This window comes from Elusimicrobiota bacterium, assembly GCA_028718185.1.
Classification (GTDB): domain Bacteria; phylum Elusimicrobiota; class UBA8919; order UBA8919; family UBA8919; genus JAQUMH01.
In genome coordinates, this window is record JAQUMH010000004.1 from 147,925 (window position 1) to 162,902 (window position 14,978).

General features: G+C 34.1%; 16 protein-coding genes and 1 tRNA gene. All 17 read right to left on the reverse strand.

Features of this window, described 5'->3' with window-relative positions; all coding sequences use genetic code 11:
• Positions 1-22 precede the first annotated feature (22 nt).
• The 17 genes from PHE88_07330 to PHE88_07410 all read right to left on the reverse strand — a co-directional run bounded on the left by PHE88_07330 (position 23) and on the right by PHE88_07410 (position 14,932).
• The gene (locus PHE88_07330; GenBank protein ID MDD5687625.1) at positions 23-880 is read right to left on the reverse strand and encodes a radical SAM protein; all 858 of its coding nucleotides are present in this window, start codon (positions 878-880) and stop codon (positions 23-25) included.
• A complete protein-coding gene (locus PHE88_07335; protein ID MDD5687626.1) occupies positions 877-1,446 on the reverse strand; it encodes a YIP1 family protein in 570 nt (189 codons plus the stop codon). The genes PHE88_07330 and PHE88_07335 overlap by 4 nt, the downstream gene beginning before the upstream one ends.
• A gap of 48 nt (positions 1,447-1,494) precedes the next feature.
• Positions 1,495-2,421 carry a signal peptide peptidase SppA gene (gene sppA / locus PHE88_07340; GenBank protein MDD5687627.1) on the reverse strand — a complete coding sequence of 309 codons (927 nt, stop codon included), beginning with the start codon at positions 2,419-2,421 and terminating at the stop codon, positions 1,495-1,497.
• On the reverse strand, positions 2,408-2,791 hold the full coding sequence (locus tag PHE88_07345; GenBank protein MDD5687628.1) for a hypothetical protein: 384 nt from the start codon (positions 2,789-2,791) through the stop codon (positions 2,408-2,410). Before PHE88_07345 ends, sppA begins: the two co-directional genes overlap by 14 nt.
• A gap of 61 nt (positions 2,792-2,852) precedes the next feature.
• Entirely contained in the window at positions 2,853-4,712 is a 1,860-nt protein-coding gene (locus tag PHE88_07350; GenBank protein MDD5687629.1) for a hypothetical protein, read from the reverse strand.
• The gene (gene dtd, locus PHE88_07355; protein ID MDD5687630.1) at positions 4,709-5,149 is read right to left on the reverse strand and encodes a D-aminoacyl-tRNA deacylase; all 441 of its coding nucleotides are present in this window, start codon (positions 5,147-5,149) and stop codon (positions 4,709-4,711) included. The genes PHE88_07350 and dtd overlap by 4 nt, the downstream gene beginning before the upstream one ends.
• A gap of 48 nt (positions 5,150-5,197) precedes the next feature.
• A complete protein-coding gene (locus PHE88_07360; GenBank protein MDD5687631.1) occupies positions 5,198-5,650 on the reverse strand; it encodes a TIGR00725 family protein in 453 nt (150 codons plus the stop codon).
• A gap of 133 nt (positions 5,651-5,783) precedes the next feature.
• Positions 5,784-5,855: transfer RNA gene (locus PHE88_07365), tRNA-Arg, on the reverse strand.
• On the reverse strand, positions 5,846-8,482 hold the full coding sequence (gene alaS / locus PHE88_07370) for an alanine--tRNA ligase (protein MDD5687632.1): 2,637 nt from the start codon (positions 8,480-8,482) through the stop codon (positions 5,846-5,848). The genes PHE88_07365 and alaS overlap by 10 nt, the downstream gene beginning before the upstream one ends.
• A 55-nt stretch (positions 8,483-8,537) precedes the next feature.
• Positions 8,538-9,011 (reverse strand): regulatory protein RecX, encoded by a 474-nt coding sequence (locus tag PHE88_07375; GenBank protein MDD5687633.1) that lies wholly within the window; start codon positions 9,009-9,011, stop codon positions 8,538-8,540.
• Entirely contained in the window at positions 9,002-9,451 is a 450-nt protein-coding gene (locus tag PHE88_07380) for a Mut7-C RNAse domain-containing protein (protein ID MDD5687634.1), read from the reverse strand. The genes PHE88_07375 and PHE88_07380 overlap by 10 nt, the downstream gene beginning before the upstream one ends.
• An 8-nt stretch (positions 9,452-9,459) precedes the next feature.
• On the reverse strand, positions 9,460-9,819 hold the full coding sequence (locus tag PHE88_07385) for a peptide chain release factor-like protein (GenBank protein ID MDD5687635.1): 360 nt from the start codon (positions 9,817-9,819) through the stop codon (positions 9,460-9,462).
• Between the two features lie 104 nt (positions 9,820-9,923).
• A complete protein-coding gene (ligA, locus tag PHE88_07390) occupies positions 9,924-11,915 on the reverse strand; it encodes an NAD-dependent DNA ligase LigA (protein MDD5687636.1) in 1,992 nt (663 codons plus the stop codon).
• A gap of 1 nt (position 11,916) precedes the next feature.
• Positions 11,917-12,330 (reverse strand): transcription antitermination factor NusB, encoded by a 414-nt coding sequence (gene nusB / locus PHE88_07395; GenBank protein MDD5687637.1) that lies wholly within the window; start codon positions 12,328-12,330, stop codon positions 11,917-11,919.
• 164 nt (positions 12,331-12,494) lie between these two features.
• Positions 12,495-12,962, reverse strand: coding sequence for a 6,7-dimethyl-8-ribityllumazine synthase (ribE, locus tag PHE88_07400; GenBank protein MDD5687638.1), 468 nt, complete (start codon positions 12,960-12,962; stop codon positions 12,495-12,497).
• A gap of 87 nt (positions 12,963-13,049) precedes the next feature.
• Positions 13,050-14,249: a bifunctional 3,4-dihydroxy-2-butanone-4-phosphate synthase/GTP cyclohydrolase II gene (locus PHE88_07405; protein ID MDD5687639.1), complete on the reverse strand. Its 1,200-nt coding sequence runs from the start codon at positions 14,247-14,249 to the stop codon at positions 13,050-13,052.
• Complete coding sequence (locus PHE88_07410; GenBank protein ID MDD5687640.1) at positions 14,246-14,932, reverse strand: riboflavin synthase; 687 nt, start codon at positions 14,930-14,932, stop codon at positions 14,246-14,248. The genes PHE88_07405 and PHE88_07410 overlap by 4 nt, the downstream gene beginning before the upstream one ends.
• Between the last annotated feature and the right edge of the window lie 46 nt (positions 14,933-14,978).

Below are 14,978 nucleotides of genomic sequence, written 5' to 3' on the forward strand. Positions count from 1 at the left end.
AATATTGATTCTTCAGTATTCGCTATATGACCTGACGCCAACCGTTGTTTAATCCGTAATTATCTGCGAATTTAAGCACAACCTTATATTCTTCTTCGGTTACTTTGTTTTGCAGCTCAGGAAACTTATTTGCCTTATTTGCCGGATGATACTGCGCCATAATTGAAATATATGTTTTTGTTGATATTTCTTCAGCAATAAATTTAAATATTTTTTCTGAAGAAGCTATATTTTTAGGTAATACCAGATGCCTTATTAAAAGTCCCTTAATCGCAATCCCATTTTTTATCTTCAAGTTACCTACTTGCCTGTACATTTCTTTTAAAGCACTTTTGTTCAGCTCCCAATATTTTTTTGCATCTGAGTATTTTACAGCATTTTTATTATCAGCATATTTCGAATCAGGCATGTAAATATCTATGAAACCATTAAGTAACTTTAATGTCTCAGCTTTTTCATAACCGCTCGAGTTGTATACAACAGGGATTTTAAGTCCTTTATTTTTTGCTTTAGAAATTGCTTCAATTATTTGCGGAACCACATGTGTCGGGGTGACAAGGTTTATATTATGCGCATTTTGTTTTTGTAAATACAACATGATTTCTGCCAGTTTTTCTATTGATATTTCATTGCCATTGTGCAGTTGACTTATAGGGTAATTCTGACAGAAAACACACCTTAAATTACATCCTGTAAAGAAAATCGTACCGGACCCGTTAACTCCGGAAACCGGCGGTTCTTCACCAAAATGAAGATTATAAGCAGATATTTTAGGGTCTTTTCCTATTTTACAAAATCCGGTTTTATTTTTTAAGCGGTTAACATTACAATTTCGCGGGCAAATAGAACAGTTTTCAAGAAGTGCTAAAATATTCGTCATACTATCATGCTAAAAACAGAGAATAATCCAATAACAGAAAAGGTAAAAACTGTAATGAATATTATAGATAAGATAATGAACGGTGAAATAGCTATAAACCAGGTTTTCATAATAGAAATATTGTAAAGCGTTTTTATTGAAATAAATACAAGGTAATCCAGCCAGATAAATACAATTATTAATGCGAAATAATAAAACCTTACATCCACATACTTACCAATTATTGAAACAGGCAGCAGCAGTATCATTGGAGCGAGCGAAAAATTTAAAAGCTGGAAAAGGGTGACAACACTGCCCTGACCATTCAGCAATTCTGCTATGAAGTGAAAACAACAGGAAGCTGTTACTAAAATTAAAATATTTGAAAATAAAACAAAAAACATTATTAAAATAAAATTTATATTCCCGGAAGGAAACACAGTAGAATTGGCAATACAAAAGCTTATATTAGCAAAAACAAAAACAACTAAAGAAAGAAATACCGGTTTTTTTGTAATTACCGATTTCATCGCTTCTTTCGGATTATCTAAAAATGTTAAAACCAGCTCAATGTTTTCTGTAAACATATTTATTTTAAATTTAGCATACCCGTCGTTTCTTAATGAAACTTAAGGTTATTCTAAAATATATTCAAACCGGACATTTGTATTAGAAAAAACTTTTGTAAATCCTTTCTCGTCCAATCCTGAAGGAATAAATTCAAATAATTTTTCCCATTGGTCATATTCGGATACTATTTTTACATTTCCTTTAATATTTGCCAGCTTTTTTGCTTCATCTATTGCTTCTTCTAAACCGCCAAGCGAATCAACAAGCCCGACTTCCTGCGCCTGCATCCCCGTAAAAATCCTGCCGTCAGCCAGGGAACGTGCTTTATTTTCTTCAAGTTTCCTGCCGGTGATTACTGCCGACAAGAACTGTTCATATGCATTATTTATTAAATCCTGAAATATTTTCCTTTCGTCTTCAGTCATGGTCCTGGAAAAACTTCCAATATCCTTATGTTCACCGGATTTTACTGTTTCTATCTTTACGCCTATTTTCTTCATAAGTTCAGTAAAGTTTCCTACCTGTAAAATTACCCCTATTGAACCCGTCAGAGACCCCGGATTTGCTACAATTTTATCAGCAGCCGCAGCTATATAATACCCCCCTGATGCAGCAACATCTAAAAAAGAAGCGACAACATATTTTCCGCTTTTTTTAACTTTCAATATTTCAGAATAAATCTCCTGAACTGCTGCGACAGTGCCACCCGGAGAATTTATCCTGAGGACAACCGCTTTAACTGACGAATCTTCGCTTATTTTTTTTAACCGTTTTACAATTTTATCAGAATCGCGGGAGAACGGTCCCGAAGAAGCCATTGACCCTTTTATTGTACCGTAGATATTTACTATTGCTATTTTATCCTGTGAAATCTGCATAGAAGGTTTTTTCTCGGTTTTTAACGCTGATTGGGAAAAAACAACCCACAATCCTAATATAAATGACAAAGTGAATAAAATAGCGATAAAAACAGCCAGTTTATTTCGGTTCATATATTATTACCTCCAATTTAATTCTTTTTGTTTCTTTTTTAATTTCATTATAATCAATTGCGTATCTTTCGCAAATTTTCTTAAAATCTTCCCCGCGGTTTCTCCTGGTAACTACATCAGTAAGCGGTTTTTCTGTTTTCTTTGAAATCAATATAATTTTAATTAATTCGCTATATCCAAACCCTTTGTTTTTTAATACTTGAATGTCTTCCGGCGTCATCTGCCAATAAGTAACCGATTGTGATAAATTCCTGCAAAAAGGTTCAATTACAATCGGCTTTTTTTTAACTTCTTCCTTTTTCTCATTGTGATATTCATCATTAAATTCATCGAAAACACTTCCAGATTGGTTTATATCATCAATAGCCATAACCTTTCCAGCTTTTGAAATAATAGCTAAAAACAAAATTATGACGCATATAATATTTTTTCTATTGAGCAATAACATATTTAAAAACCGTTGAATTTTTCCCGCTATAATTAACCTGTACTGCAATCATATTTTTCAAGTCTTTCTCCCAGGCAGGTATATTTATTATTGTCCTGAAAGTCAGCGTCTGGGATTGATGTGGACGTAACTCCGCAATAGTTTTTTGATGATTGTCGAGAATTTCTCCTCCTATTAAATACAGGTCCACTAAAACATTTTTTTGTTTCTTGTTTGTTAAATTTTCCACAACAATAGACGTCATAAATTCTTTTTTTGTTTTTACTTTCAATGGTATATCAATTTTAGCAAATACCGGCAGTAAGTTGTTTAAACGTCTCATTTCTGTAATTGCCGCTGCACCTGCAAGCAGCCATTCTTTGGGTGTATATGGCTTGATTCGTCCCCATAATGCTCTTGATAAATCGTGAATAAAAATTCCGTTTGCAGCTGAATCATTATATATTTTTTTCGTTGCATCGACAATACGATTATAAAACTCTTCTGGTCCAGGCGGATTTAATATCTTTTGATGTAAAGGCCAATCCACAACATCACCAAGTATAAGATTTGCTTCACCTTTTTTTACATAATTATGCCAATCATCCAAAAGTTCATCAAATTGTCCGCGAGTAGCTTCATATAACATTAAAGCATTTATATCTACTCCTGCATCTGTAAACATTATTGAATCCTGCCCGTGCTGCCAGCCTTTTTCCCAGGTTAAAATAAAAACCCAAAGCGGTTTTTTTAGTTTTACTTCTGTGGTAATTCTATTAAGAATTTGTGAAACCTTATGAGCTCGCCACCACTGCCATTGGTCTATTAAATTAAGATTTCTACGGGATACCTTTTCATTGGCAAGCCAGCTCATTCTTCTTGAACTATTAAATTTTTCCCACCCTTCAGGAACCTTTATATTCATTTCATCTACAAATTCATTTACAAGTTCATAACCTCCAAGTGCATTCCTTATATAGTCAAGCCCGATATAGTCTATTTCAGGTATATCATTAAGAACTTTTATGAATTTTATTATGTCAGATATCCTTTTTTCGTCAAGCAGGGATATTGCACGTGTTTCAATAGGTCCGCCCTTCTCAGAATTATAATCATATGCATACTTATAATTTTTGAATTTATATTGCCCGAAAGTAAGGTAGGAAATAAGATACGCTCCGAATTTCAAACCTTGTTTATGCGCTTCTTCGCCAATTTCCGGTAGTTTTGATATATTTCTTTCCGCCCATGGAAAATGTTCGTCTGCATTCGGACTATCTGCTTTTGTTTGACCGACAAGATACCAGAAAGCGTCAGCTCCTGTAAATTTTGTCCAGTCAAGCATCCCCTTCCAACCGGTTTCTTTTCCTTCCGGGTTTATTAATTTTATTTTCGAAAGTGTTGTTGTTTGTTCAAATGTTAAAACTCCGAATCCATCCGGGTAGCATTTTTTGAGTTTTCTATGCTTAATAATGAATTCTTTAGTTTTATACTTCATGTCCGGAGTAATTCTAGGTTCAATATGATATTTACCGCTGGCAGCATTCCACGGACAGGGCCATTGACCTTCCCATTGCATCTTTCTACTGTTATATTTTAGAGATATTTTTTCTAAATTACCGATACCAATAATCCTATTTTTGTCTTTGTATATAGATACAAACAATGGTTCATTTTTATACTTTTCTTGTAGTTTTTTATTTTTTATTTTTGCCGTTATATTTATAAATTCCCAGTGTAAATACTCTTTTTTATTTGTTGATAAAAAAACATCTGTTTTTATAAATACAACTGCTCGGTAAATACCAAAAAATATTAAAAATGAAAATAATAGTGATATTGTAATGATTATAATTTTTTTCATTGATTAGTATCCATTAAAATAGTTACAGGTCCGTCGTTATGAATTTCAACAAGCATGTCTGCTGCAAACTTACCGCTTTTAACTATTAATCCTGTTTTTGCAAGTTCTTCTAAAAATCTTTTATATAAAATATTTGCTTTTTCTGGTTTTGCCGCAGAAGTGAAATCCGGTCTCCTTCCTTTTTCACAATTAGCATACAGGGTAAATTGTGATACGACAAGAATTTCACCTTTTATATCTGAAACGGAAAAATTAAATTTATTACTATTGTCGGGAAAAATCCGTAAATTTAAGATTTTGTCTACAAGCCACTTAATTTTGTCATCAACGTCATTTTCTCCTACACCAAATAATATAACCAATCCATTATTTATTTCTTCTTTTACATTTTCGTAAGAAACTGATGCTTTTTTTACTCGTTGAATAACTACTTTCATGTCACTTTGCTCATAACACGAAACATTTTGTGTCTGTTTTATATTTCTTTATTTTGTGCTTGTTTCGTGTTCATTTACTATTTCAAAGACTTCTTTTATAGAATCAGCCTTTATTATTCCAGGAATATCCCACGTTTTTATTCCGATAACTGTTTTATCTATCGCTTTCGCAAGTCCTATTTCCGATAATGTCCCGTATTTTCCGCCGATTGCTATTATTATATCAGATGTTCTGACAATTATTGCATTCCTTGCGTGACTCATCGCTGTAAGAACAGGGATATCGATAAAGTCATTTGCTTCATCCTTCGTTTTTCCGGGAAGTATCCCTATAGTTAACCCGCCGCTTTTCTTAGCACCCCGGCAGGCTGCTTCCATGACCCCGCCCATTCCACCACAAATTAAAGCATGTTTTCTCTTAGCGATTTCCGAACCAATATCTTCAGCAATCTTTTCAGTTTTTTTATCGCAAGTACTTCCACCAATTATTCCTATAATCATAAAATAAGCACTCGCTTTGCTCGTGTGCACTAATTATCACGAATTTTGCAACTCCTCACGAATTTGCTACGAATATTCGTAATTAATTCGTGATATTTGCTCTTATTCGTGTATATTCGTGTCTATTAAAAAACGCTCCTGACAGGAGTCGAACCTGCATGACCAGCTTCGGAGGCTGGTGCTCTATCCGTTGAACTACAGGAGCATCTTTTCAACTGATAAAAGTGCTTCATCCAGCTTTGAAATATCTTTTCCGCCTGCTTGTGCCATGTCAACCCTGCCACCGCCGCCACCACCAACTATTTTAGATATTTCTTTTATTATGCTTCTGGCATCATATTTTTCAGTTAAGTCGTTTGTTATAGAAGTAATTATAGATGGTTTCTCATTTATAACTGAACCGGTTACTATAATTCCGGACTTGATTTTGTTTTTGAGGTTGTCTGTAATATTTCTCAGTTCTTCAATAGAAGAAGCATCTACTTTTACAGTTAATAACTTTATTCCTTTAATAGTTTTAATATTTTTCAATAAATCCTCATCGGACGTTTTAGACATTTTTGATTTTAGAACATCTTTTTCAAGAGATTTCTTTTCATTTATCAATTTCTGAAGTTTTGAGATTACCTCATTTTGAGACGATTTTAACAGTTCGGAGATTTCCATTATTGTATCTCTTTGATTTGACATCATATTATATGAATGTATCCCGGTAATACCTTCAATTCTTCTTAACCCGCTACCAATACTACTTTCAGAAACAATTATAAACTGTCCTATCTCACCGGTATATTTACAATGTGTTCCGCCGCACAGCTCAACGCTTTCGGGTTTTTGTTCGTCACCAATAATCACACACCTGACTTTTTCACCATATTTTTCACCAAATAACGCCATTGCTCCTATTTTTTTCGCTTCTTCAACAGTAGTAATCTTTGTTGTAACCGGTAAGTTTTCCAGTATTCTCTTATTTACATGTTCCTCAATAAGCTTTAATTCTTCTCTTTTTAGCTGTGTTGTATGAGAAAAGTCGAACCGGAACCTTTCATCTGTAACTAATGAACCACGCTGTACAACATGATTCCCGACAATCTGCCTTAATGCTTTGTGAAGAAGGTGAGTCACTGTATGGTTTTTCATAATATTTCTTCTTCGCTGAAGATTAATTTCCAAATCAACAGTATCTCCTATTTTCAAAACACCTTTTGTAATTTTTGCTTTGTGAATGATAAGATTTTCTACGGGTTTTTGAGTATCAAGTATCTCAGCTTGACTTTGAATCCCCCGTCGGGATTCATTGAGGTCTGAGACTTCGGACATCGGACTTCGGACTATTATCTTGCCTTCATCTCCTATCTGTCCCCCACTCTCCCCATAAAACGTTGTCTCTTTTAGAATAAGCTCAACCTCGTCACCTTCTACTGCTTCTTCAACCACTTTACCGTCTTTTACAAGTGCTATAATTTTAGACACGATTTTTGTCTCGCTATAACCGCTGAATTCCGTATTTCCATATTTTTTATATAATACGTAATAACTGTTTATATCAACGTCTCCTGAACCTTTCCATGATGTTTTCGAACGATTTCTTTGAGTTTCCATTTCTTTTTCAAACTCTTTTTCATTTACGGTAATTCCTGCTTCTTCTAATATTTCTTTTGTTATTTCAAATGGAAAACCGTATGTATCATACAAAACAAACGCATCTTTTCCCGAAATTGTTTTTCTATTTTTTTTAAGATTTTCAAGAATTTCCATTCCTTTTTCAAGTGTCAATAAAAACTTTTCTTCTTCCATTTTTATAATTCTTAAGATATGTTCCCTTTGAGCGGTAAGTTCAGGATATGCTGTCTTCATGGTCTCTATAACTTCCCCGCATACTTTATATAAAAACGGCTCATTTAATTTTAGTTTTTTACCGTGAGTCAATGCACGTCTTAAAATTCTCCTTAATACATAGCCTCTTCCTTCATTAGAAGGCAAAATTCCGTCAGATACCATAAAAGTCATTGCACGACAGTGGTCTGAAATGATTTTAACTGAAACACTTTTCCTTTCTTGCGACATATTTTCCACAAAATGAACAATTTTAGATAATTCATCAATTTCATAATTTGTGTTGACATTTTGTACGACTGATGCAAGCCTTTCAAGCCCCATACCGGTATCGATATTTTTTTGCGGCAAATTCTTTAATGTACCATCAGTCTGCTTATCGTATTGTGTAAAAACAAGATTCCATATTTCCAGATATCTATCGCAATCGCAACCCGGTTTACATGATGGTTTTCCACAACCCCTATCTTCTCCTGTATCATATAATATCTCTGAACATGGACCGCACGGTCCAACATCTCCCATCTGCCAGAAATTAGAATCTTCTCCCAGCTTAATAATTCTATTTTTTGGAATTATCTTCTCCCATATTTTATATGCTTCTTCGTCATCTCTGTAGACTGAGACATACAGTTTTTTCTTATCTAATTTGATTTCATTTGTCAGAAAATCCCACGCCCATTCAATTGTTTCTTTTTTAAAATAATCCCCGAACGAAAAATTACCTAACATTTCAAAAAACGTCAAATGCCTTGCCGTGTGTCCTACTTTTTCTATGTCTGAAGTCCTTAGACACTTTTGTATAGATGTCGCTCTTTGTTTTTTGCCATCTACTTTCTGAATACCTAAATAATAATTTTTGAACCTAACCATTCCCGCAGATGTAAATAACAAAGATGGGTCCGATGAAGGAACAAGAGAATCACTTGTAAATATTTTATGTTCCCTTTCTTCAAAATACTTTATATATTTTTTCCTGATTTCATTTGTATCCATATTATTATACGCCTAAAAGATTTATTATACTAATTTTACGGAAATTTAACAGTTTTTATTTATTATCTATATATTTTTTCCACACTTCGTCTATTACATCATAAGGGAAACCTTTATTTGCTAAAAATTGAAAGATTTTGGTTTTTGCTTTCAGCTGTTCTAATTTTCGATATCTCTGTAATTTATTTTTTATCGCTCCGTAAGCTAATTCTGGCTCCTTTATAGCAAAGGAACTGAATATTTCCTGAATAGTCTCTCTTTTTATACCTTTTCGTATAAGTTCATTTAAAACATAATTTTTGCTCTTGTTGTGTCTAAATCTATATTCCGCCCATTCCTTTGCAAACTTATCATCATCAATCAACTTCATACTGTCTAATTTTTCAATTACTTTATCAATAACCGGATTCTCATAATTTCTTCCAAGCTTATCTTGTATTTCTTTTACAGAGTAATTTCTCCTTGCAAAAAGCCAAAATGCATATTTTAACGCCTTTTGATAATTTGTAGATTTTTCTTTTATTTCCATTTTTTAATCAGTTTTTCTGCGAGTTCTATATGTGAACCCTGCCAGTAGACTTTTTTGCAAGCTGAACAATATGAAAAATTATTGTGTGTATTAAAAATGAATACAGGTACTTTATCCTTAATTTTGTTTTTTTCAATAGCTTCAAGTGAGGTATTGCACTTAATACAACGAGTAAAAATATCGTCTTTACTTATTTTAAGATTTAAGTCTCTTTTCAATTGCTCTATTTGCTCGAAAATATTTTCACTTTCAATAAAAATAATCTTTATAGGTCTTTTTCTTGAAATCCCGGTATCTCTTGTTAAAAGTATTCTTCCCTGCTTTATACTTTCAAAAACCAACTCACTATCAGAGTCGCCTTTAAAATATATAGTGTCATACCCAAAAAGACGCAACCATTTTGCCACCCGACCCAGCATCTCATCAACTATAAACTTCATTTTTATATCTAATATGTCACGCTTTTACGATTCTGTTTTTTTTCTGATTGAAAATGTTTTTCTTGTAGTAGTTTCTCTTTCGCTCTTTTAGACCGTTTGCGTTTCTGTCTTCTTATCTTTTCAATCCGTTTTTGTTCTTCGCTCTGTTTCCCTAATATTTTTTGTTCAATTTTGCTTGTCAATATTCTCCTGGCAATAAAACGATTTAAGGATTGTGACCTTTCTTCCTGACATTTAACTTCAATTCCGGTAGGCACATGCATCAGATGAACGCAAGTTGATGTTTTATTCACATTTTGCCCGCCTTTCCCGCCAGACCTAATGAAACTCTCAATAATATCCTTTTCAAAAATGCCCAATTTCTGCATTTTATCTTCTAATAGCTTTTGCTTTTTAAAATTCACACCAAAGTTTAACATAATTTTAATTATGATTTCCTTCTGTTTTGTCAATTATCAAGACACGTCCCATTTTACTTTATCATATTTAGGAAATCAGTTTCGGATATTATCTTCACGCCCAATTTCTGCGCTTTCTTGTATTTTGAACCAGGATTATCTCCAGCAACGACAAAATCGGTTTTTTGGCTGACTGATGATGAATCATTGCCGCCAAGTTCCCTGACTTTTGCTTCCGCATCAGTTCTTGAAAGGTTTTTCAACTCTCCTGTGAAAACAAATGTTTTCCCTTCAAGAATTTTTGGACCTTTTTTTAATTCTTCTTTTATATTGACACCTGCTTTTTTTAACCTTTCAATTAGTTTTTGAGTTTCGGGTTGATTGAAAAATTTCACAATTGATTCCGCTACAACCGGACCGACTTCATGTATTTTTTGTAAATCTTCAACAGTAGCATTAACTAATTTATCAATTGTCAAATATCTTTCTGCTAAAATTATTGCAGCTTTTTCTCCTACATTACGAATACCCAACGCAAAAAGCAAGCGGCTTAAAGGTCTTGATTTGCTTTTCGCAATAGCTTCAATAATATTTTGTGCTTTTTTATCCTTAAATAAATCCAGTTTAAGAAAATCATCTTTTTTAAGATAATAAATATCTGCAAAATCTGAAATCATTTTTTTTGAAACAAGCTGTTCAACTATTGCATCTCCAAACCCTTCAATATCCATTGCTTCTCTTTTTGCAAAATGAGTCAGCCCTCTTTCAATCTGTGCCGGACAGGACGGGTTTATACATCTCCAGGCAACCTCTTCTTCTTTTTCTTTGACAATTGACTGGTTACAGACAGGACATTCTTTGGGAATTTTTATCTTTTTTTCGTTTCCTGTCCTTTTTGATTCAATTACCTTTATTATTTTAGGAATTACTTCCCCTGCTCTTTCTATCAAAACAGTATCTCCTGTTCTGATTCCAAGCCGTTCAATTTCATCAAAATTATGAAGAGTTGCCCTTGATATAACAACCCCGCCGCATTCAACAGGTTCAAGTTCAGCAACAGGAGTCAGAATCCCGGTCCTACCTACTTGCATGGTTACGTTTATCAATTTTGTAGTTGCCTGTTTTGCAGGAAACTTATAGGCAATTGCCCATCTTGGCGACTTCATTGTAAACCCGAGTTTTTGCTGCTGGGAAATTGAGTTTATTTTTACAACCAACCCGTCAATTTCGTAAGGTAATTCTTCTCTTTCTTTTTCCAGTTTATCACATAAGACAATAACATCTTCAATTTTTTTAACTATATTTATATTTCTAAGAGTTGTCGATAATCCGCTTTTTTTACATAATTTAAGGAATTCAATGTATGTTTTAAATTCCTCAACACCTTCAATATTCCCGTGCGAATGAACTATAAACTTTAATTTCCTTTCACTGGTAATTCGTGGATTTTTTTGTCTTAAAGAACCTGCTGCAGCATTCCTGGGATTAGCAAACGGCTGCTGTCCGTCTTCTATTATATTTTTATTAAGTTCCTTAAAATCATTTTTCTCAATATAAACTTCACCTCTGACTTCTAAAAAAGGAATATCTGTTAATAATTTAAGGGGAATAGTTTTAATGGTCTTTACGTTCAGAGTTATGTTTTCCCCGTTATCGCCGTCACCTCTGGTAGCACCAAGCATAAGCAATTTGTTTTTATAAGTTAAGGCACAACTTACACCGTCGATTTTTGGCTCAACCACATACTCAATAACATCATTTGGGATCATTTTTCTTATTCTGGTGTCCCATTCCAAAATCTCTTCGGAAGAATATGTATTATCCAGAGAGAGCATTGATGTTGAATGTTTTACTGTTTCGAAATCTTTTACAGCTTCTCCCGAAACTCTCTGTGTCGGCGAATCATCTGTAATAAGTTCCGGATTATTCTTTTCCAACTCCTTGAGACGCCCCATTAGTTTGTCGTATTCAGTATCGGAAATATCCGGCTGAGCAAGAACATAATAAAGGTAATCATGGTGTCCAATTTCTTTTTTTAGTGATTCTATTTCCTGTTTAGCATTCATTCTACTTACCTATTTTATTTTTAACTTTAATTTTATCTAAAACCCCGTTTACAAACTTTCCTGATTCAATAGTTGAAAAATCTTTTGCTAACTCTATCGCTTCATTTATAACAACATTTACAGGAGTTTCCGGTGTATAAAGCAGTTCGTATGAAGCAAACCTCAAAATCGCTCTGTCAATAGAAGCCATCCTGCTAAGGTCCCAATTCTCCGCTACCTCGCCTAAAAGCTTATCAATTTCCTCAATATTACACAATGTACCGTCAACTAATTCCTCAGCGAATAAAACGACTTTTTCTTTGTAATGTTTTGTACCCCAAAAAGATTTCTTTGCTTCCTCTTTTGTCAATTTACATACATCTACCGCAAAAAGCATTTGCATCGCACATTCACGTGATAATCTTCTTAATCCCATTTTAATTTCCTTAAAGATAATTTATTTTTTTATCCCACAACTATTTACAACCCCTCATCCCTGCCTGCCGGTAGGCAGGTTTCATCTTCTCCCCACAGGGGAGAAGACAATTTCCCTTTCATCCTCTACCCTATGGGGAGAGGAAAGAGGTGAGGGGTCACTCATTACTTTATCTGGGAATTTAAGTTTGCCATCTCGATAGCTGTCATTGCTGCAGTAGCCCCTTTATTACCCGCTTTTGTTCCTGCTCTTTCTATCGCCTGCTCAAGAGTATCAGTCGTAAGTACTCCAAAAACAACAGGCACTCCTGTTTTAAGACCTACTGCTGCTATACCCTTTGTAGCTTCAGACGCGATATAATCATTATGTGAAGTGTCGCCTTTAATTATAGCACCTAAACATATTATAGCATCATATTTTTTTAATGACGCTAACTTATTCGCTATATAAGGTATTTCAAAAGAACCCGGCACCCAGACGATATCAATATCTCTCTCGTCGCCATCATGTCTTTTCAAAACATCCACACAACCATCTAAAAGTTTGGAAGTAATGAATTCATTAAACCTCGATATAACAATTCCAAACTTCAAACCCTTTGCCACCAACTTCCCTTCTAAAACCTTGCCCATAGTACCCTCCTGAATACAGGTAGAGTAAATAGGTAAAGGTAAAGTAAAAAAATCTTTACCTGTCCCTCTCTCTACCTTTACCTGTTTTTACAGAAAATGACCGAACTTTTCCTTTTTTGTTTCGAGATATTTTTTCATAAGGTTAGACTTCGGTTCAATTTTAATTGAAATTCGCTTTGTAACTTTCAATCCATAACCTTCAAGTCCGACAATCTTTTTCGGATTGTTTGTCAGAAGCTTTATTGTTGAAAGTCCTAAATCACAAAGTATCTGAGCGCCAATTCCATATTCCCGTAAATCCGGTTTGAAACCAAGTTCTATATTTGCCTCAACAGTATCATAACCCTCATCCTGTAATTCATATGCTCTTAATTTATTAGCAAGACCTATCCCTCTTCCCTCCTGGTGCATATACAACAAAACTCCTCTTCCTTCCTTATTAATAATTTGTGTCGATTTTTCTAATTGTTCACCACAATCACATCGCAGGGAATGTAAAACATCACCGGTAAGACAAGATGAATGGACTCTTACAATAACATTTTTTTTATTTTTCACTTCCCCCTTTATAAGTGCCAAGTGGTTTTCTTTAGTTATTTTGTCCTGATAAAGATGCATTGTAAAATCACAATATCTTGTTGGTAAATCTGCTATTGCTATTTTCTCAATAAGTTTTTCTGTTTGTCTCCGATATTCAATAATTTGTGCAATTGTAATTATTTTTAGCTTGTGTTTTTTGGAAAATCTTAAAAGTTGCGGGAACCTCGCCATTGTTCCGTCTTCATTCATTATTTCACAAATAACACTTGCCGGATAAAGCCCCGATATCTTTGCCATATCCACACCGGACTCGGTATGCCCTGCCCTGACAAGCACCCCGCCTTCCTTACTTCTTAACGGAAAAATATGTCCCGGTTTTATCAGGTCGTCCGGCTTGGTTTTTAAGTCTATTATTGTTTTTACTGTTGTACACCTGTCCTGTGCCGATATACCTGTGGTTATATTTTTTCTGGCATCAACTGAAACAGTAAATGCCGCTTCTTTTACTTCAATACCATTTGTAACCATTGGACCAAGTTTTAATTCATCAAGCCGTTTACCTTCCACAGTAATACATATAAGTCCCCTGCCGTATTTCGCCATAAAGTTAATCTTTGCAGGCGTAATTTTATCAGCAGCATATACAATATCTCCTTCATTTTCCCTTGAAGGATCATCAACAATAATTACCGCTTTACCTTTTCTAAAATCACTGATTGCTTCTCTTACATTTGAAAATTTTATCATAAGTATCCCATTTTCTCCAATGTTTCAAAAGTTATTTTTTCTTTTGATGTTCCTTGAATTACGTATTTTGCTAAAACATCAGTTTCAATATTTACCATATCTCCGCTTTTTCTTGCTACCAACGTTGTGTTTTTTAACGTATGTGGAATTATTGCTACAGAAAAAGACCCTGCCTTTTTATTTACAACAGTTAAACTTATACCATCAATAGCAACCGAACCTTTTTCAACGACATACGTAGACATATTTTTATTAATAGAAAAGTTCCATACTTCAGAATTCTTTAATTTTGAAACTGACAGAATTCTCTCAACACTATCAATATGTCCTGTAACAAAATGTCCTCCAAACCGACCGTCAGATTTAACCGCTCTTTCAAGATTAACCTTATCCCCCACCTTCATATTCTTCAGGTTAGTCATTTTTAATGTTTCTTCAGAAATATCGAATAAGAGATTAGAGATTAGAGATCCCGCCACTTCCTCCACTCCCTCCACTGAATCTTTGGCGGACAAGAAACCGTTTGCGGGCAGGGATAGTTTAGAGTTTGTAACCGTTAAACATACACCGTTGACACAGATACTGTCACCTATTTTAATATCATTAAGCTTTGTTTCAACACTAATTTGTGTTTTACTTATTTTTTTAATTATACCAATATCTTCAATTATCCCTGTAAACATTGTTTTTTTACCTACCACGAAAACGACACGGAACAAATACTGTCTG

Coding starts and splice junctions, on each gene's coding strand:
- PHE88_07330 (MDD5687625.1), bottom strand. CDS start 880: ATGACGAATATTTTAGCACTTCTTGAAAACTGTTCTATTTGCCCGCGA.
- PHE88_07335 (MDD5687626.1), bottom strand. CDS start 1,446: ATGTTTACAGAAAACATTGAGCTGGTTTTAACATTTTTAGATAATCCG.
- sppA (MDD5687627.1), bottom strand. CDS start 2,421: ATGAACCGAAATAAACTGGCTGTTTTTATCGCTATTTTATTCACTTTG.
- PHE88_07345 (MDD5687628.1), bottom strand. CDS start 2,791: ATGGCTATTGATGATATAAACCAATCTGGAAGTGTTTTCGATGAATTT.
- PHE88_07350 (MDD5687629.1), bottom strand. CDS start 4,712: ATGAAAAAAATTATAATCATTACAATATCACTATTATTTTCATTTTTA.
- dtd (MDD5687630.1), bottom strand. CDS start 5,149: ATGAAAGTAGTTATTCAACGAGTAAAAAAAGCATCAGTTTCTTACGAA.
- PHE88_07360 (MDD5687631.1), bottom strand. CDS start 5,650: ATGATTATAGGAATAATTGGTGGAAGTACTTGCGATAAAAAAACTGAA.
- alaS (MDD5687632.1), bottom strand. CDS start 8,482: ATGGATACAAATGAAATCAGGAAAAAATATATAAAGTATTTTGAAGAA.
- PHE88_07375 (MDD5687633.1), bottom strand. CDS start 9,011: ATGGAAATAAAAGAAAAATCTACAAATTATCAAAAGGCGTTAAAATAT.
- PHE88_07380 (MDD5687634.1), bottom strand. CDS start 9,451: ATGAAGTTTATAGTTGATGAGATGCTGGGTCGGGTGGCAAAATGGTTG.
- PHE88_07385 (MDD5687635.1), bottom strand. CDS start 9,819: ATGCAGAAATTGGGCATTTTTGAAAAGGATATTATTGAGAGTTTCATT.
- ligA (MDD5687636.1), bottom strand. CDS start 11,915: ATGAATGCTAAACAGGAAATAGAATCACTAAAAAAAGAAATTGGACAC.
- nusB (MDD5687637.1), bottom strand. CDS start 12,330: ATGGGATTAAGAAGATTATCACGTGAATGTGCGATGCAAATGCTTTTT.
- ribE (MDD5687638.1), bottom strand. CDS start 12,962: ATGGGCAAGGTTTTAGAAGGGAAGTTGGTGGCAAAGGGTTTGAAGTTT.
- PHE88_07405 (MDD5687639.1), bottom strand. CDS start 14,249: ATGATAAAATTTTCAAATGTAAGAGAAGCAATCAGTGATTTTAGAAAA.
- PHE88_07410 (MDD5687640.1), bottom strand. CDS start 14,932: ATGTTTACAGGGATAATTGAAGATATTGGTATAATTAAAAAAATAAGT.